The sequence below is a fragment of the Comamonas sp. 4034 genome, from assembly GCF_050434545.1.
GTDB lineage: Bacteria > Pseudomonadota > Gammaproteobacteria > Burkholderiales > Burkholderiaceae_C > Comamonas > Comamonas odontotermitis.
This window is the reverse complement of sequence record NZ_JBNDIT010000008.1, coordinates 1-16,462: the sequence shown is the minus strand read 5'-3', so window position 1 is coordinate 16,462 and position 16,462 is coordinate 1. Positions and strand designations below refer to the sequence as shown.

General features: G+C 61.8%; 15 protein-coding genes and 1 pseudogene. 7 read left to right on the top strand and 9 right to left on the bottom strand.

What is annotated here, in order from left to right:
- Positions 1–164 precede the first annotated feature (164 nt).
- Positions 165–1,070 (bottom strand): DUF3626 domain-containing protein, encoded by a 906-nt coding sequence (locus tag ABIE32_RS10245; RefSeq protein ID WP_429015744.1) that lies wholly within the window; start codon positions 1,068–1,070, stop codon positions 165–167.
- Positions 1,071–1,157: 87 nt separating this feature from the next.
- Here ABIE32_RS10245 and ABIE32_RS10240 point away from each other — a divergent pair, with 87 nt between their 5' ends.
- The gene (locus tag ABIE32_RS10240) at positions 1,158–1,667 is read left to right on the top strand and encodes an acyl-CoA thioesterase (protein WP_224151842.1); all 510 of its coding nucleotides are present in this window, start codon (positions 1,158–1,160) and stop codon (positions 1,665–1,667) included.
- A 117-nt stretch (positions 1,668–1,784) separates the two neighbouring features.
- Here the strand turns inward: ABIE32_RS10240 and ABIE32_RS10235 are convergent, their stop codons facing one another.
- From ABIE32_RS10235 to ybiB, 3 genes are all read right to left on the bottom strand, one after another.
- Positions 1,785–2,981, bottom strand: coding sequence for a glycerophosphodiester phosphodiesterase family protein (locus ABIE32_RS10235; RefSeq protein ID WP_429015742.1), 1,197 nt, complete (start codon positions 2,979–2,981; stop codon positions 1,785–1,787).
- 100 nt (positions 2,982–3,081) lie between these two features.
- The gene (gene cobA / locus ABIE32_RS10230) at positions 3,082–4,002 is read right to left on the bottom strand and encodes a uroporphyrinogen-III C-methyltransferase (protein WP_429015741.1); all 921 of its coding nucleotides are present in this window, start codon (positions 4,000–4,002) and stop codon (positions 3,082–3,084) included.
- Positions 3,999–4,973: a DNA-binding protein YbiB gene (ybiB, locus tag ABIE32_RS10225; RefSeq protein WP_429015738.1), complete on the bottom strand. Its 975-nt coding sequence runs from the start codon at positions 4,971–4,973 to the stop codon at positions 3,999–4,001. Before ybiB ends, cobA begins: the two co-directional genes overlap by 4 nt.
- 265 nt (positions 4,974–5,238) lie before the next feature.
- Here ybiB and ABIE32_RS10220 point away from each other — a divergent pair, with 265 nt between their 5' ends.
- Positions 5,239–5,949, top strand: a complete 711-nt coding sequence (locus ABIE32_RS10220) for a DUF937 domain-containing protein (protein WP_224151846.1) — start codon at positions 5,239–5,241, stop codon at positions 5,947–5,949.
- A gap of 111 nt (positions 5,950–6,060) precedes the next feature.
- Positions 6,061–7,119, top strand: coding sequence for a tRNA (adenosine(37)-N6)-threonylcarbamoyltransferase complex transferase subunit TsaD (gene tsaD, locus ABIE32_RS10215; protein WP_429015736.1), 1,059 nt, complete (start codon positions 6,061–6,063; stop codon positions 7,117–7,119).
- A gap of 71 nt (positions 7,120–7,190) precedes the next feature.
- Here the strand turns inward: tsaD and ABIE32_RS10210 are convergent, their stop codons facing one another.
- From ABIE32_RS10210 to ABIE32_RS10190, 5 genes are all read right to left on the bottom strand, one after another.
- Positions 7,191–7,565 carry an Hsp20/alpha crystallin family protein gene (locus tag ABIE32_RS10210; protein ID WP_429015733.1) on the bottom strand — a complete coding sequence of 125 codons (375 nt, stop codon included), beginning with the start codon at positions 7,563–7,565 and terminating at the stop codon, positions 7,191–7,193.
- Between the two features lie 148 nt (positions 7,566–7,713).
- On the bottom strand, positions 7,714–8,940 hold the full coding sequence (gene mltB / locus ABIE32_RS10205) for a lytic murein transglycosylase B (protein ID WP_429015730.1): 1,227 nt from the start codon (positions 8,938–8,940) through the stop codon (positions 7,714–7,716).
- Positions 8,941–8,946: 6 nt separating this feature from the next.
- Positions 8,947–11,028: a transglutaminaseTgpA domain-containing protein gene (locus ABIE32_RS10200; protein WP_429015728.1), complete on the bottom strand. Its 2,082-nt coding sequence runs from the start codon at positions 11,026–11,028 to the stop codon at positions 8,947–8,949.
- Positions 11,029–11,037: 9 nt separating this feature from the next.
- On the bottom strand, positions 11,038–11,997 hold the full coding sequence (locus ABIE32_RS10195; RefSeq protein WP_429015726.1) for a DUF58 domain-containing protein: 960 nt from the start codon (positions 11,995–11,997) through the stop codon (positions 11,038–11,040).
- A gap of 67 nt (positions 11,998–12,064) precedes the next feature.
- Positions 12,065–12,985, bottom strand: a complete 921-nt coding sequence (locus ABIE32_RS10190; protein ID WP_184705746.1) for an AAA family ATPase — start codon at positions 12,983–12,985, stop codon at positions 12,065–12,067.
- A gap of 91 nt (positions 12,986–13,076) precedes the next feature.
- Here ABIE32_RS10190 and ABIE32_RS10185 point away from each other — a divergent pair, with 91 nt between their 5' ends.
- The 4 genes and pseudogenes from ABIE32_RS10185 to ABIE32_RS10170 form a co-directional block, all read left to right on the top strand.
- Positions 13,077–13,982, top strand: coding sequence for a histone deacetylase family protein (locus ABIE32_RS10185; protein WP_377779923.1), 906 nt, complete (start codon positions 13,077–13,079; stop codon positions 13,980–13,982).
- Positions 13,983–13,994: 12 nt separating this feature from the next.
- Positions 13,995–14,780 carry an enoyl-CoA hydratase gene (locus ABIE32_RS10180; protein ID WP_429015724.1) on the top strand — a complete coding sequence of 262 codons (786 nt, stop codon included), beginning with the start codon at positions 13,995–13,997 and terminating at the stop codon, positions 14,778–14,780.
- A 116-nt stretch (positions 14,781–14,896) separates the two neighbouring features.
- Positions 14,897–16,168 (top strand): mechanosensitive ion channel family protein, encoded by a 1,272-nt coding sequence (locus ABIE32_RS10175; protein ID WP_429015721.1) that lies wholly within the window; start codon positions 14,897–14,899, stop codon positions 16,166–16,168.
- A gap of 200 nt (positions 16,169–16,368) precedes the next feature.
- Positions 16,369–16,462: pseudogene (locus ABIE32_RS10170) on the top strand (electron transfer flavoprotein subunit beta/FixA family protein); the annotation flags it as partial.

Genomic DNA, 16,462 nt, shown 5'->3' with positions numbered 1-16,462 from the left:
GAGCTTGCTGCGCTTGGTGGATGCACGGTTTGTGCAATTTTCTTGAAATGAATCGTCACGCTGAACCGCGCTTGCAAAAACGCCGCCTTGGGGGTGGGCACGGGCTGTGCTTGGGGGTGGTGCGACACCTGAAAAGCGCTGCATTATCGGCGATACATGCGCCGTTACATCGGGCGCCCGAAACGGGCCAAGCAGTGCCAGGCCTTTTTCAGGGTGGGGCCATCGTAGCGGGCGGGGTGTTCTGCCTGTGCCCTGCCAAGCGTTGCGGGAGTCAGACATCGGTGCTCAGCGCCATCCAGCTGTGCCAACATGTCTTGCAGCGCATCTGCTATTTCTGCACCCCGATAGGCGGCAGCATCCGTCAGCATGGCTGCAGTCAAACGGTAGCCGCCGTGCCAGCGCACCGGCACGCCGCAGCGTGTGGCGGCAGCCGCAGCCGGGCTTCCCGCCAGACTCGGGTCCAGCACAATGGCCGCCACATCGCGTGCCAGCACCAGGCCTCCGTGAAGCTGTGCCTCCACATAGTGGTCCAGCGGGTCGGGCAGAGAGAGGCATCGCAGCTGTTGCCAATCCATCTGCGGCCACAGGCCCACATGCGTGGGCTGCCAGTAGCTGTCAGGGTCGCAGAAGCTGCTGCGCATAGCCAGTTGCGGGTGCAGCACGAGATAGGCGCTTCCAAAGCGCGGGGCTGCGCCGTAGCCGATGCTGCAGGCGTGGCCCAATGGGCTTAGATCCACGGCCCCATACACGGGACGCTCATCTGGGGCAGACGAATCATAGGCACCGGCAAACCAGTCATGCTCCCACTGCCAGCGCTGACCACCGGCTTGCGGGCTGTAGCTGCCGTTGCTCCAGCCGCTTTCAAACTGTGATTGGTAGCGTCCGCTGGCAGCCAGTTGTGCCATTACCGGCTGGTCACCATACAGCCAATCGGCATGAAAGTGGATGTGAATGGGGGCCAGCGGCGCTGTATTGCAGTGGCTGGTACCACGGCTTTGCACGGCTTGCAACGCCTGCAACTGGGCAGGCTTCAACACGGAAGATGCGGGCTCGGAGGCAGGTGTTCGCATGGTGGCGCCAGCATAGCAGCCGTGGGCGTGGATTCATGGCCTGGAGGGCAGTGTCGCTTTGGGCGGCAAATCCCTACAATTGCGACCATGCGTCTTCCTCACCACCAACTCACGATGACCGTGCTCATGTCGCCAGACATGGCCAATTTCTCTGGCAATGTGCATGGCGGGGCCATCCTGCGTCAGCTCGACAATGTGGCCTATTCCTGTGCCAGCCGCTATGCAGGCCGCTATGTGGTCACGCTGAGCGTCGACCAGGTGATGTTTTTGGAGCCCATTCACGTGGGTGAACTGGTGTCGTTTTACGCCAGCATCAATTACACCGGCACCTCGTCAATGGAGGTGGGTATCAAGGTGGTGGCCGAGAACATCCAGGAGCGCAGCGTGCGCCATGTCAACAGCTGCTTTTTCACGATGGTGGCGGTGGATGACAACCGCAAGCCGGTGCCCGTGCCACCGCTGCAACCCGAAACCGATGAGGAAAAACGCCGCTGGAACGCTGCCATCACCCGCAAGGAGTTGCGCAAGGAACTGGCCCGGCGCTTTGCCGAAACCCGGCAGACCGACGTTGCGGCAGGAGGTGCGGGTGGGCAGTAATTGATTGCGTGCCGCGCCATCCCGTCAAACATGTAAAAGACTCTGAAACACAAAAGCCAGCGAAGGCGCTGGCTTTTGTGTTTTCAGGCACAGATATGCGAGGGCGAAGGCGCGTGATCAGCGTGCCTTGTTGGCATCTGCCGGGTTGGCAGACAAAACGGCATCCACGCCTACTTTGTAGAACAGCTTGTATTCCTTGCTGGCGTCACCTGCAAAATCACTGGCCAGCGTGCTGACATCGCTGGAGAACTTAAACGGGTGCACAAACAGGTTGGCTGCGTGGGCATTGGTCACGAGGTTGGTTGCCGACATCATTTGACGATCACGGTAGTCCCATTTGCCGTCATTGTTCAGATCGTCAGGTTGGCCATTACTGTTCTTGTCCAGATAGGTGGCCGAGATGACATAAGGCTTCCATGGCGAAATGCCATCGGCGTAGGTCTTGATCTGCGCCAGGCCTGCAGTGGTGACCATGTCGGCATAGGTGGTTGCCGTGCCTGCCACTGTGAAATCATACGGACGGTCATAGGGTGCTGACAACTGGATCACGCCCCAGGGGGAGAGGTCACTGCCCTGAATCATCTGCACCAGCCGTACCTTGGTCTTGTCGCGCAAGGTCTTGAGGTGCTGAACTTCCGTCGAGCGGATCATCACGGGCGAGGTGGCCGACGTATTTCCCGCCTGCTGTAGCGCGGCAATCAGCTTGTCTTCCATGGGGAGTCCCAGCTTGCTGTGGTAGGTGGGGTTGTGGGTCTGCAGGTAGAGGCCGGGCGTGCGGGCTTGCCGTTTGGCCCAATCGAACACCTGCGCAAGTGACTGGATACGGAAGCTGTTGATGTCGGTCGAAGTGCTGGAGCCCGTTGGATTCTTGAGGCGCAATGTCTGCAGTTCTGCCAGCGTGAAGTCGGAGGCAAACCATCCAGTGACCGAAATGCCGTCGATCACCTTGGTGGTCTTGCGGTCAGAGAACTCGGAGTGGTTGGCGATATTGGTAATGTTGGTGATATCGGGAGAGCCCAGGGCCACCAGGGTGCCATCCTTGCTCATGACCAGATCCACAGCAATGAAATCAGCGCTTTGCGTCATGGCTTGGCCCATGCTCTCGAGCGAATTGGCGGGCTGGCTACCAACGCTGGCCAGAGCGAAGCTTTGGGGACGTTTGCCATCCAGCGTGGGGTAATCGGGGTTGCCAGGGGTTTCGCCACCGTCGCCGGGGCCCACGCCAAATTCGGTATTGCAGCCGCTGATGAGCGCTGCACACAGGCCGCTGATGGCGATGGTTCCCAAGCGCCATGCATGTTGCGTTGGCTTCACGTTTTCTCCTCGTCTTGTTAGTGAGGCCAGCAGCTGGGTGGCCTGCTGGCGGGCCGTAACTGCCATTGCATGAGAGCCTGGGGGGCATCAAGCGGCAGTTTTACGGTTGCGCTGCTCGTCGTGGTACACGGGCGAGCAGCGCCTCGCTATCGTAGTCGTAAAAAGAGGAGGTATCTTGGAGTGCGGTATCGCCACTTTGTTGCGGATCAACGGACTGCTCGGCTTGAGCTGCCAGGGCCGCGCAGTGGACGATATCACCCACCACGATGACGCTCGGGCTACCCAGCTGCTCGCGCGCCATGGTGGCGGGAAGCTCCGCCAAGGTGGTGATGGCCTGGCGCTGCTGGGGAAGGCTGGCGTGTTGCACGATGGCCACCGGCGTATTGCCGGGCAAGCCCTGCAACAGGCCTTGGGTGATGCTGATGGCGCCAGCTACTCCCATGTAGATCACAAGGGTGAGCCGGGCGCTGTGAGCTGTCTGGGCAAGCTGCACCCAGTCGGGCCCCACACCGCCGGGCTTGGCGTGTCCGGTGATGAACACCACCCCCTGGGCATGGTCTCGGTGGGTCAGCGGCGCCCCCAGGCTGGTGACGGCGGCAAGGCCAGCCGTGACGCCGTTGACGATACGAGGGATCACACCATGGGCGCGCAGGAATTCCACTTCTTCGCCGCCTCGGCCAAAAATGAATGGATCACCGCCTTTGAGGCGCACGACCTGCTCGCCACTTTGTACTTCCTGCAGCATCAACCGCTGGATGAAGGCCTGGGGTGTACTCTGGCAGCCGCCGCGCTTGCCCACATGCACAATGCGCGCGCCGGGCGCTGCCCATTCCAGTACCGCGTCGTTCACCAGATCGTCCACCAGCAATACCGTGGCCTGCCGAATGGCTTTGGCGGCAGCGATGGTCAGAAGGTCTGGGTCGCCTGGTCCGGCGCCCACCAGCGTGCAGCTGCCAGGCAATGGCTTGGCCGTAGTGGGCAGATCGGCATTGTCCGAAGGGGCCAAAATTTCATCGGTCATGGGAGTTTTGCTCCTGATTTAATAGCATTCTGCGCTTGTTCGGAGGGCGACAAGGCTGAATTTCTCATCAAATCCACCAGGCTGCGTATGTGTTGCACCTGTTGCGCAAGGGCGGCAGGCACTGGCAGGCGACCTGCGAGCACTGCTTCGGTATAGCGGGCGGTGCTATCGGCGTCAATGCTGTCAGGCAGCCCCGGCACTTCGCTGTCGGTGCCTGCGGCACGCGCCTGCAGCAATTGATGGTGACCATGTACGAAACCGTCGTACTGTGGCGTGCGGCGCGGGTCGGCGCAGACTTCGCCTTCGAGGCCACGAGAGAGCAGGGCATCGAGACCCAGTTGCGTCAGCGTAGATTGCAGCATGGGCAGGTACTCGGGGTGGGTGTAGCTGCCCAACAGCAGGGCGGGGCCTGCTACGGGCTGCAGCAGCTTGGCAACGCTGTGGCCTGGATTGCGCAGGCCGATCACTTGGCGCACGGCCAGCAGCCGCGCCAGCGCCGGTAGCAAGGTGGCCGTATGCACGGTGGTAACCTGGGCAGGCTCCAGGATGCAGGCTTGAGGGAGTGTGCTGATGCCCAGGCGTTGCAGCACCGCGAATACCGAGGTACGGCTGGCTTCGGTCTGCATGCCGTGCACCAGCACCGGCAGCCCTTCGCGCGCCAGCAGCAGCGCCAGCAATGGCGTGAGGGTGGGCAGGCGGCGTGCGCCGTTGTAACTGGGAATGATGACGGCAGGCACAGGGCCTGGCGAGCCAAGGCGAGCCATGCGGGCATGCACCGCATCCCACAGGCCGCACATCTCTTCGGCGGTTTCTCCCTTGATGCGCATGGCGATGCAGAAGGCGCCTACCTCATAGTCGCTGACGTGGCCATCCAGAATCTGGCCAAGCAGGTCAGCGGCCTGTGTGCGATTCAGCGCCTTGGCGCCACGAGCGCCGCGCCCGATCTCTTTGATGTAGTGCTGTATGGCCATGGTATGCAGGAATGTTTGGCATATTATTTTAGGTTTTATAGATGAAAAAGTAATAAGAAAAATCATGCCTCCCAGCATGCGGGGTATGGGCCAGGCGCCCTTGTCCGGTGCAGATGCTTTGGAGACATGCATTTGTCATGCCAACCATTCCGAGTGCTGTGACAATTGACGAAGTTTTGCGCTGTGAGCGGCTGCAAAGCGGTGGCAAGGGCCTAATATCGGCGGTCTGAGCCAATGCCTTTTTGGGCGCATGAAAGGAAACCCTATGTCCGTATCTCCATCGATGGTTGAAGAGCTGCTGCAGCAACTGCAAGGCGCGCCCATGCAGCAGATGGCGCAAAGCCTGGGCGAGAGCGAAGCACAGACCGAGCAGGCCGTGCAGGCTGCCATTCCGATGATGCTGGGCGCCCTGGGCAATAACACGCAAAACGCCGCAGGAGCCGATGCCCTGTTTGGCGCGCTGCAACGTGACCACGCCGGCGGCCCGGACCTGGGAGGCTTGCTGGGCTCGTTGCTGGGCGGAGGTGCAGGTGGCAGCCAGGCCGGTGGCGGCCTGGGTGGCCTCGGCGGTATGCTGGGCAGCGTGCTGGGCGGAGCCTTGGGCGGCGGCGCTCCCGCGGGCGGCAACCCTGCTGCGCTTGATGGTGGCAGCATTCTGGGTCACATTTTTGGTGGCCAGCAGGACCAGGCTTCGAGCAGCCTGGGGCAGGCCACGGGTCTTGGAAACAATGCAGGCAATCTGCTCAAGATGCTGGCGCCCATTGTGATGTCCTTCCTCGCGCAGCGTGTGATGGCAGGTGGCATGAACTCTTCCGATCTGGGCAGTGCCCTGGGCCAGGAACAAAGCCGCGTGCAACAGCAAGGTGGCTTGGGCGGCGGCCTGCTGGGTTCGCTTCTGGACCAGAATGGTGACGGCAAGCTGGATGTGGGCGATCTGATGAAGATCGGTGGCTCGCTGCTTGGCGGCCGCCGCTGATCGCAGGCGCACTCGCCACTGCTTCAATGCATCCCCAATACCTTCCCGCGATGCGGGGTGGTGTTGGGGATTTTTCATGTCCGCCCTTTGAAGCGCCTACACTTTCGCCCCATGAGTTTGCTGATTTTGGGAATCGAATCGTCGTGCGATGAAACGGGTGTGGCCCTGGTGCGCACGCGGGAGGGTGGCGCTGTGCCGCAGCTGCTGAGCCATGCGCTCTATAGCCAGATCGAGATGCACCGCGCCTATGGCGGTGTGGTGCCGGAGCTGGCCAGCCGCGACCACATCCGCCGTGTGCTGCCCCTGACCGAAAAGGTGCTGCAGGATGCCGGTTGCGCGCTGGATGACGTCGATTCCATTGCCTTCACGCGCGGGCCGGGCCTGGCGGGTGCACTGCTGGTGGGCTCGGGTGTGGCCTGCGCCATGGCCGCAGCACTCGATAAGCCTGTGCTTGGCGTTCATCACCTTGAAGGCCATCTGCTTTCGCCGTTTCTGAGCGATGATCCGCCCCAATTCCCATTTGTCGCGCTGCTGGTATCGGGTGGGCACACGCAGCTGATGCGCGTCGATGGCGTGGGACAGTACGCGATTCTGGGCGAGACCATTGACGATGCCGCAGGCGAGGCCTTCGACAAATCCGCCAAGCTGCTGGGCTTGCCGTATCCGGGCGGGCCTGAGCTTTCGCGCCTTGCACAAAGCGGCGATCCCGAGGCTTTCAAACTTCCGCGGCCGCTCTTGCACAGCGGTGATCTGGATTTCTCATTTGCCGGCCTGAAGACCGCCGTGCTGACCCAGGCCAAGAAGTTGGGCGATACGCTGGATGCGCGCAAGGCCGATCTGGCGGCCTCCACGCAGGCGGCGATCGTCGAGGTGCTGGTGAAGAAAACCTTGAGCGCACTCAAGGACACCGGCATGAAGCGCGTAGTGGTTGCTGGTGGGGTGGGCGCGAACCGCCTGCTGCGCGAGCAATTGAACACCGCATGCGCCAAGCGCGGCGTGCGCGTGCATTACCCGGAGCTGCATCTGTGTACCGACAACGGCGCAATGATTGCCATGGCGGCTGCCATGCGCATCCAGGCAGGACAGCAACAGGCGGAGAAAATCTATGCTTTTGACGTGAAGCCGCGCTGGCCGCTTGATTCCATCGTGGCACCGTCCGCTGCGGTATAGATCACATCTGCGCCTTCGGGCAGCAAGACGGGGCCGCTTGGGCCCCGTTTTGTTTTTGGGTGATTGTCTTGTTACTGGATGCTGAGCGTCTGCACCGTGGGCTCTGGCTGGTGGGTGGCCAGGGTCAAGGTCAGCACGCCGTTCTCCAGTGTTGCCTTGGAAAGGGTGGCGTCAATCGCTGCAGGCAATTTCCAGGCGCGTTGCACGCTGCGCGGTGCGCCTTCCACGCTGCTCAGCCGCACTGTCTTGTCTTGCAGTGCAATGGTCAACTGCTCACGGGAGAGGCCGGGCACATCAAGCTGGATGGTGAACACATTGGCTTCCTGGTTGACCGTCTCGTTCGCTGGCGTGGAGGTGGTGGTCTGCAGGAAGCGCTGCAGGGCAGCATCCATGGCGGCGGGCGAAACAGCAAAAGCGGAGCGGTGCAGCAGAGGGCTCATGATCATCTTCATTCCTTTTCTATCAGCGCAGCACGATTGCTGCTGAATGACTGGTAGTTGGATGGAGAAGCGTTGATTTCAAGAGAAATTCTCTGCTTTTTATTTTTATGGAACTGCTCTTGAAACCCTTTCGATAGCGGCCATATTGCGCGCGTTACGGCGTGCTGAAGTTGGCGGGGTCGGGCGTGCGCTGCTGGCGCGCCTTGTTGCGCAGATAGGCCTTGGCAGCGGCTTCGGCAGCCGGTGAGTTGGTGCTCTCGCTGCTGGGTTCCTGTACCTCGCTGTCGGTATCGGGCAGGGCTGGCGTACCAGTGCGCGCGCGCTTGATGGCTTGGCCCAGCTCGATCACCGACATCGCGTAGAAGCTCGAGAGGTTGTAGCGCGTGATGGTGTAGAAGTTCTGCGTGCCTGCCACGTACTGCGTCTCTCCGTCGCCATTTTTCAGCTCGATCAGAGCCAGCAGACCGCTATGGCTGTTGCCGGGTGGCGCCACTTGAACGCCGTTTGCGGCCATGTCGGCGGCGCTGAAGCTGGGCTTGATGTCGGGCTCAAGCAAGGTGGCCAACTGCGCCGGGGTACTGCGCAGCTGCATGTCGTAATAGGCAGGCATGCCGCGCTGCCAGCCGTGGGCGACAAAGTAGTTGGCTACCGATCCGATGGCGTCGGCCTTGCTGGTGAACAGGTTGATCTTGCCATCGCCATCGAAATCGACGGCGAAATTGGACCAGCTGGTGGGCATGAACTGCGGCATGCCCATGGCGCCTGCGTAGCTTCCTACCGTGTCGAACGGGTTGGCGTTGTTCAGATAAGCCGTCGTCAAAAATTGCTCCAGCTCGCCGCGAAAGTACTGGGCGCGGTCTGCTGCGCGCGGGTGGCTCGCAGGGTAGTCGAATGCCAGGGTAGCCAGTGCATCGACCACACTGAAATTGCCCATCTGCTGGCCGTAGATGGTTTCCACGCCAATGATGCCGACGATGTATTCGGCAGGCACGCCATAGGTTTGCTCGGCGCGCGCCAGGGGGGCCTCGTTTTCGTTCCAGAAGCGCAGACCGGCGCGGATGCGGATGGGTTCGACAAAGCGGCTGCGGTAGACGCGCCAGTTTTTCACGCCTGCAGGGCCCGTGCGCGGGGTCATCAGGCGCTGCACCGTAGGGTTGAAGCGCGCCTGGCTCAGGCTGGCGCGCAGCCATGCTTCGTCGATATGGCGGCGGGAAGCAACTTCGCGCACAAAGGCATCGGCTTCCGGACGGCTGGCGTAGCTCTGTGCCGAAGCGCTGGCTTCGCTGTCACGTGCTTTCTTGGAGGATTTCTGTGCATGGGCGCTTGTCAGGCAAGCGGTGGCGGCTATGAGAACAATCGTACTTTGGAAAATGCGGTGCATGGGGCTTTATACCTTGTTGGCTTGCGTTGCCAGGCTGGACCAGGGCAATTGTCGTAACTGTTTGCGCAAGGCGGCGAGGGAGTGCTGTGGTGCAGCCTTGCCTGCTGGCGTGGCATAGCGCAGCTGCTCCATGGCCTGCAACCATTTGGCAAAGGCGCGGGCTTCGGGAGAATCCGGTATCCGGTGGCGAATGGCGTTTGCCAGGTTGCGTGGTGTACTGCTGTCGCTGCTGGCGATACCGGCCTTGGCCAGGCGTTTGCGCACCTGCGCGATCAGTGCCAGCCAGGGATCGGTGTGGCGGCGCTGGTACTGCAGCGCGGCGGCTGCAATCAGGGCGCTGGCCATTACCAGCACGCCCAGGATGCGCACCAGATCCATCCAGTTCGGACTTTGCAGGCCGAGGCTGCCGAGCAGATCCATCTGCTCGCGCTGGGTGTAATTCAGCACCCATTGGTTCCAGTTGTTGTTGACGGCTTCCCAAACGGCGCGCATGCGCTGCAGGCCGCTGATGGCGGCGGGACTGCTCACGCTGATGCCCATGAAGTTGCTGGTGTTGAGGCGCTGCGCGGCACCCACGCGCCCCGGATTGACGGCTCCTGTCGGGTCTACACGGACCCAGCCTTCCTGCTCGCCGAGCCAGACTTCTGCCCAGGCGTGCGCATCGGCTTGGCGCACGGTCCAGTAGCCATCCACGCTGTTGCGCTCGCCACCCTGGTAGCCGGTCACGATGCGCGCTGGCACGCCTGCGCTGCGCAGGGCCACCACAAAGGCGGCGGAGATGTGCTCGCAAAAGCCCTCTTTGCGGTCAAACCAGAACAGGTCGGCCACCTGGCCGTTGTAGATGCCGGGATCGAGCGTGTAGGTGTAGCCGCCAGTGCGCAATTGGGCCAGCAGGCGCTGTACCAGTTGCTGGTCTCGGTTGGGGGCGTCGCCGATGTCTGCCACCAGCTGCTGCACCCATGCACGGGTGCGCGGATTGCTGGTTGCGGGCAGGCGTCGATTGAAGGACAGCTCCCGGTTGCCAGCCTGCATGCCGAAATGGTAGCTGGTATGGCTTTGCATGGCGATGCGGGTGACTTCGGCAATCGGCCGGTTGCTGAGCCATTGCAGATCGCCGGTGCTGTAGGCACGGCCACGGGGCAGTACAGGCGGGGTGCGGGTCAGATCCAGTGCCAGCAGCCAGGGTTTTTGGTGTGGCTCCAGTGTCAGTTCGTAGCGCAGTGGCTCGCCGGTGGTGACGATGTCGTCAAACAGCTTGTCGTCGGTTGCGCGAAAGCTGGGAGTGGCGCGCCAGGTGGTGCCATCGAAATCAGCCAATACCGGGCCGCGCCAGTAGAGCTGGTTGGAGGGTGGCGGCTGGTTGCCAGGGGTATCGAATCTGACGCGAAACGCGATGCCTTCGTCTTGCGCCAGTGATGCCATGTTGCCGACCGTCATTTCATCGGAGAGCCCTGTTTTCCCGGCATTCGGGTTGGGCACGCCCCATAGCGGAGCCATGCGCGGAAAAAGCACGAACAGAGCCAGTGTCAGTGGCGCGCCGATGGCGATCATCTTCAGCGACAGGCCTGCCGCGTATTTGAGCGAAGGCTGGCCCACCGGCATGTGTGCATTGACCAAGGCGGTCAGCAGGCCCACCAGGCCAATCGCGATGGCCAGGGCGGTGAGCAGCGATTGCGAATGCAGAAAATTGGCCAGCAGCGCAAAAAAGCCGAGAAAGAACACCACCATGGCATCACGCCGGGCACGCATCTCCATGGTCTTGAGTGCCAGCAGCATGCTGATGAGGGTGACACCGGCTTCCGAGCCAACGATGGTTTTGTAGCTGGCAACCGTGGCACCCACCACACAAGCCAGCAGCGCCACCAGAACCCAGCGTCCGGGCAGCGGCTTTTGGCGCACTGCAAGTACACCGCGCCACAACAGCAGGGTGTACGCAAGTGCCGTCGCCCAGATGGGCAGGGATGCCGCAAGTGGCAGCAGCACCCAGGCCACGACGACGAGCAGAAACACGGTATCGCGCGCTTCGCGCGGCAGGCTGGGCCATGTGGAGCGCATTGCAGCGGGCGAAGGGGACAGGTTGTGTGCCATGTGCTTCCCTCAAGCCAGCGCCAGTGCCCGCAGGCAGGCCAGGCGGTGCTCTGCGCCGGTGTCCGGGGTTATCTCTCCGCGACCAGTCTGTATACGCAAACCGTAGCGCAAACCCTGCTGGTCTGCTGCAAGCACCCAGGCTGTGAGGCGCGAGAGCTGCGCTTCGCGTTCGGCAAGGCCGCAGCGGCTGGCGTCCAGCCACAGGTCCTGCTGGGCCTGGTGCTGGTTGTCGCGCACCACAAAATGGCTGCTGCCAGTGCCCATCTCGGTAGCCATGGCGCTGGCTGCCTTCTTCCACACCACCAGTTTCAAGGGGTCACCGCGCCGGTAGCCGCGCACGCCATCGAATTCGCCACTCGCTGCACGCAGGCTGGCGCTGCTGCCCATGCCTGCATCGGCTGCGCCCAGTGGTAATGGCGGCGGGTGGGCCTCGGGGCTGGGGTAGATCAGGGCGTTTTCACTGCTGCGGAACACGGTCCACATCCGGAAGACGCCCAGCGGAAAGCGGGTCTCCACCACTACCGCTGGCAAAGGCTGCCATCCGCGCTGCTGTGCCAGTGCGGCGAGCTGCACGGTGGCGCTGGCCTGAGCGCCGACGTCTGCCATGCTGTATTTGTCGTCCTGGTAGTGCCGCACGCCCAGGGCGTAGCGCGCGCGGCGGTTGGGGTTGTCGATGCGCAGCTCTACGCGCAGCGCCTGTCCGGCAAACTGCGTCTGCGGCGCATGCAATGACAACTGCAGGCCCAGCAGGTTGCGGTAGCCGATGCCAATGGAGACCAGGGCCGCTCCAGTCAGCATGAAGGTCAGCAGAAAGCCCAGATTGAGCTGAAAGTTGATGCTGGCCACCAGCAGCACCAGCAAGGTCAGGCCCAGCATGCAGCCCGCACGGGTGGGCAGCAGGTACAGATTGCGCCGCGTGATGGTGTGGACGCTGCTATGGGCCAGTTTGCCCAGCCACCACAGGCGCATGCGCTGGCGCCATTGTTTGGCCCAAAATGGGCTTTGGCGCATGCCTGTAAAGCGCAGAGTGCTCACCTTATTGCAGCGGTACGCTGTCCATCATGGCGCGCACCTGCTCGACTGCGCTGCGGCCTGCGCTGCTCACCGGCACCAGACGGTGCGCCGTGGTCTGCGGCAGAATGGCCTGCACATCATCGGGGGCGACATAGTCGCGGCCATGGATCAGTGCCTGTGCCTTGGCGGCGCGGATGAGACCGATGCCCGCGCGTGGCGACAGACCCTGCACAAACCAACGCCCCGAGCGTGTGGCCGCAATCAGTGCCTGCACATAGTGAATCAGCGCATCACTGGCGCGCACACTGCTCACTTCCTGCTGCAGGAATTTCAACTCGACGGCAGAGGTCAGGGCGGGCAACTGGTTGGCGATGTCGCGGTGCCCCTGGCCAGCCAGCAGCTGGAACTCGGCCGCCTGGTCGGGGTAGCCGAGCGAGATGCGCATCAGAAAGCGATCGAGCTGGCTCTCGGGCAGGGCGTAGGTACCCAACTGCTCCAGCGGGTTCTGTGTGGCGATGACAAAGAACGGCTGCGGTAGCGCACGCGTGGCGCCTTCGACGGTGACCTGCTTTTCCTCCATGGCTTCGAGCAGGGCGCTTTGCGTCTTGGGGCTGGCGCGGTTGATCTCGTCGGCCAGCAGGATCTGGGTGAACACGGGGCCCGGGTGGAAGACGAAATTCTGCTGTTCGCGTTCGTACACCGACACGCCCGTCAAGTCGCTGGGCATCAGATCGGCGGTGAACTGCACGCGCGAGAACTGCAGGCCTAATGTGCGCGCCAGAGCGTGCGACAGCGTGGTCTTGCCCACACCGGGTACGTCTTCGATCAGCAGGTGACCTCCCGCCAGCAAACAGGTCAGACAATCCTGAACCTGAGCCGGTTTCCCCACAATCACCGTGTTAAGCTGAGCCAATAATTTTTGTATGGTGTGCTGCGTTTGCATGCCATAACGATATACGACAAAAACAATCAAGGAGACGAAAGCGGTGTCCAAGACAGGTTATTTCACACATCGCGATTGCTGGATGCACGATATGGGCGCAGGCCATCCAGAGTGTCCACAGCGACTCGATGCCATTGAAGACCGGCTTTTGATGACGGGCGTGGGCGATGCGTTGGAGCGGCGCGACGCGCCCAAGGCCATGGTCTCCGACCTGGAACTGGGCCACGATCGCTTGCACATCGCCGCGATCCGGGGTCTGTCGGAGATGGCCGCCGACAACCAGGCCGTGGGCGGTCCGGCCACCTTGATGCTGGATACCGACACCTCCGTCAATGCGCACACCTGGAACGCTGCATTGCGCGCTGCCGGGGCTGCATTGGCCGCTACCGATGCCGTGATTGGCGGCGAGATGGAAAATGCCTTCTGCGCGGTGCGCCCACCCGGCCACCATGCCACGCGCAAACAGGCCATGGGATTTTGCTTTTTCAACAATGTGGCACTGGCAGCCAAGTACGCGCTGATGCGCCACCAGCTGCAGCGCGTGGCGATCGTGGATTTCGACGTGCACCACGGCAACGGCACCGAAGACATCTGCGCGGGCGATCCGCACATCCTGATGTGCGGCATCTTTCAGCATCCGTTCTACCCATTCAGTGGCGACAAGGACCCGGCTGGCAACATGCTGAACGTGCCGGTACCTGCCTATACCAAGGGCATGGACATCCGCGAGATTGTGGAGACCTACTGGATGCCGCGGCTGGAAGCGTTCAAGCCCGAGATGATCTTTGTCAGTGCCGGCTTTGATGCCCACCGGGAGGACGACATGGGCCAGTTGGGCATGGTCGAGGCTGACTATGCCTGGATCACGCACCGCATCAAGGATGTGGCGCGGCGTTTCAGCAAGGGGCGGATCGTCTCCTGCCTGGAAGGAGGCTACATGATGGCGCCGCTGGCGGCCAGCGTGGAGGCCCACATCCGTGTTCTGGCTGATTTGTGAGGTGAAGCTCTGATGACGGATTCTGCTGTTCTTCTGCAAACCCGCGATGCGCGGGGCGTTGTGACCCTGACGCTGAATGACCCCGCACGCTTCAATGCACTGGGGGACGAGATGCTCGCCGCACTGCAGGCGGCCCTCGTGACCATTGGCAAGGACGAAACCGTGCGTGCCGTGGTGCTGGCCGCCAATGGCCGCGCGTTTTGCGCGGGCCACAACCTCAAGGACATGGCTGCGCACCCGGATCGCGCCTGGTACCAGGATCTGTTCAACCGCTGTACCAAGGTCATGCTGGCCATTCAAAAACTGCCGGTTCCGGTGATTGCACGGGTGCAGGGCATGGCTACGGCAGCCGGTTGCCAACTGGTTGCGCAGTGCGATCTGGCAGTGGCCAGCAGCGACGCCAGTTTTGCCACCAGTGGCATCCACTACGGACTGTTCTGCGCCACGCCCAGTGTGCCGCTGGTGCGCAACGTGCCCATCAAACGGGCAATGGAGATGCTGCTGACGGGCGATTTCATCAGCGCGCAGGACGCGCTGGTGCAAGGGCTGGTCAACCGGGTTGCCAGCGAAGACCTGCTGGATGCCGCGGTGGAGCAGCTGGTTGCTGCAATCGTGAGCAAACCGCGTGTTGCCGTCAGCATGGGCAAGGCCCTGGTCTACCAGCAGCGCGAATTGGGCCTGGAGGCTGCCTACCAGACGGCCAGCCAGTGCATGGCAACGAATATGATGGATGCGGATGCACAAGAGGGCGCGCAGGCCTTTGCCCAAAAGCGCAAGCCGGTCTGGCCGCAGGGCTGAACAAGCCCGGTAATGGATGGCAAAGGCGGCATGTGCACGGCATATGCCGCCTTTATGTTTTGGCGTCAATCTTTTCTAAGGAATGGAATGACTACCGGGTGGTCATGGAATGGTCTATGGATATCTTTGAGAAACTGATTCACGATTTTCGCCAGGCCAGCACCTTGCTGGAGCTGGGAGTATTGCTGGCTTGTTTGGTGCTCGCTGGCTTGTTGGCACGCGCCTTGTACCGCCGCTACGATGGCGGGCCATCCGTATGGTTTGGCACTTCAGCCTGGGGTGGTGCCCTGTTTCCACTGCTGGCCCTCTTGTTCACCGCCGGGGCCCGTATGGTGGTGGAGCACTACCAGCCCGTGTTCCTGCTGCGTCTGGGTGCGCAGATTCTGTTGTCGCTGGCAGTCATTCGCCTGGTGGCACGCGTGCTGGCCAAAACCTTTCCACACTCCACCGTGGTAAGGCTCATTGAGCGCATCTTCTCCTGGCTGGCCTGGGGTGTCGCCGTGCTGGGCATTCTGGGCGTGCTGCCAGCTGTGACGGGTGAGCTTGATTCGATCCGCTTTGCGTTTGGAAAAACCTCGATCTCCATTCTGGAGCTGCTGCAGGGTGTTTTGTCGGTCGGCATCGTGATGATCGTGGTGCTGTGGATTTCGGCCACATTCGAGCAGCGGGTGATTGATGACATGGTCAGCGATCTGTCGATGCGCAAGATGGCCGTCAATCTGACGCGAATGGTGCTGATCACCGTGGGGCTTTTGGTTGCACTGTCGCTGGTGGGGGTGGATCTGACGGCCTTGTCCGTGTTGGGCGGCGCCTTGGGCGTCGGCCTGGGTTTTGGCATGCAGAAGATCGCCTCCAACTATGTCAGCGGCTTTCTGGTGCTGATCGAGCGGGCCCTGCGCATTGGCGACAACGTTCGAGTGGATGGCTTTGAAGGCCGAATCACCGACATCCGTACCCGCTACACCGTGATACGTGCCGGCAACGGGCGCGAATCCATCGTGCCCAATGAAACCCTGATCACCCAGCGGGTGGAAAACCTTACCGCTGCCGACCAGAAATTCAACCTGACCAGCAATATCGTGGTCGCGGCAGACTGCAATGTGGCCCAGGTTCAGCAGATCCTGCAGGAGGCAGCTCTCGCGCAGGCGCGGGTGCTCAAGACGCCGGCACCTGTGGCCTACCTGGTCAATTTTGCCGCCGATGGGCTGGAATTCAGCCTCAGCTACTACATCAACGACCCGGTCAATGGACAGGCCAATATCCGGTCGGCGGTCAATGTCGCGATCCTGGAAGGACTGCGCGCCGCGCAGATCGACATTCCGTTCCCGCAACGGATTTTGCATATTCAGAACAATGCGGGCGGTGCAATACCTGCCGCGCAAGGCTGATGCACTGCCAACTTGTGCGGAAAATGGGGCAGTGCGCGGTGATGCGCAGATAATCAAGGCGACGTTGCCGATTGGGTATAAAAAAGCACGATCGTGCTAATTTGTGCGATGATCGCTTCAGCCATTCCCGTTGTCAGGTGGATGCAAGCAGCAGGCCAACTGGCGCAGACCCATTTCAAATAACTCAGGAGTCGAGGTTTATGAAAGTACTGGTACCCGTCAAGCGCGTGGTGGACTACAACGTGAAAGTGCGCGTCAAAAGCGACGGCACGGGAGTGGACATTGCCAACGTCA

What these genes read in the sequence shown, in the direction of transcription:
- ABIE32_RS10190 (WP_184705746.1), bottom strand. Translation starts at nt 12,985, where the DNA reads ATGCAAACGCAGCACACCATACAAAAATTATTGGCTCAGCTTAACACG.
- ABIE32_RS10210 (WP_429015733.1), bottom strand. Translation starts at nt 7,565, where the DNA reads ATGATCATGAGCCCTCTGCTGCACCGCTCCGCTTTTGCTGTTTCGCCC.
- ABIE32_RS10245 (WP_429015744.1), bottom strand. Translation starts at nt 1,070, where the DNA reads ATGCGAACACCTGCCTCCGAGCCCGCATCTTCCGTGTTGAAGCCTGCC.
- ABIE32_RS10195 (WP_429015726.1), bottom strand. Translation starts at nt 11,997, where the DNA reads ATGCGCCTGTGGTGGCTGGGCAAACTGGCCCATAGCAGCGTCCACACC.
- ABIE32_RS10175 (WP_429015721.1), top strand. Translation starts at nt 14,897, where the DNA reads ATGGATATCTTTGAGAAACTGATTCACGATTTTCGCCAGGCCAGCACC.
- ABIE32_RS10200 (WP_429015728.1), bottom strand. Translation starts at nt 11,028, where the DNA reads ATGGCACACAACCTGTCCCCTTCGCCCGCTGCAATGCGCTCCACATGG.
- ABIE32_RS10240 (WP_224151842.1), top strand. Translation starts at nt 1,158, where the DNA reads ATGCGTCTTCCTCACCACCAACTCACGATGACCGTGCTCATGTCGCCA.
- ABIE32_RS10185 (WP_377779923.1), top strand. Translation starts at nt 13,077, where the DNA reads ATGGGCGCAGGCCATCCAGAGTGTCCACAGCGACTCGATGCCATTGAA.
- ABIE32_RS10220 (WP_224151846.1), top strand. Translation starts at nt 5,239, where the DNA reads ATGTCCGTATCTCCATCGATGGTTGAAGAGCTGCTGCAGCAACTGCAA.
- ybiB (WP_429015738.1), bottom strand. Translation starts at nt 4,973, where the DNA reads ATGGCCATACAGCACTACATCAAAGAGATCGGGCGCGGCGCTCGTGGC.
- ABIE32_RS10180 (WP_429015724.1), top strand. Translation starts at nt 13,995, where the DNA reads ATGACGGATTCTGCTGTTCTTCTGCAAACCCGCGATGCGCGGGGCGTT.
- cobA (WP_429015741.1), bottom strand. Translation starts at nt 4,002, where the DNA reads ATGACCGATGAAATTTTGGCCCCTTCGGACAATGCCGATCTGCCCACT.
- mltB (WP_429015730.1), bottom strand. Translation starts at nt 8,940, where the DNA reads ATGCACCGCATTTTCCAAAGTACGATTGTTCTCATAGCCGCCACCGCT.
- tsaD (WP_429015736.1), top strand. Translation starts at nt 6,061, where the DNA reads ATGAGTTTGCTGATTTTGGGAATCGAATCGTCGTGCGATGAAACGGGT.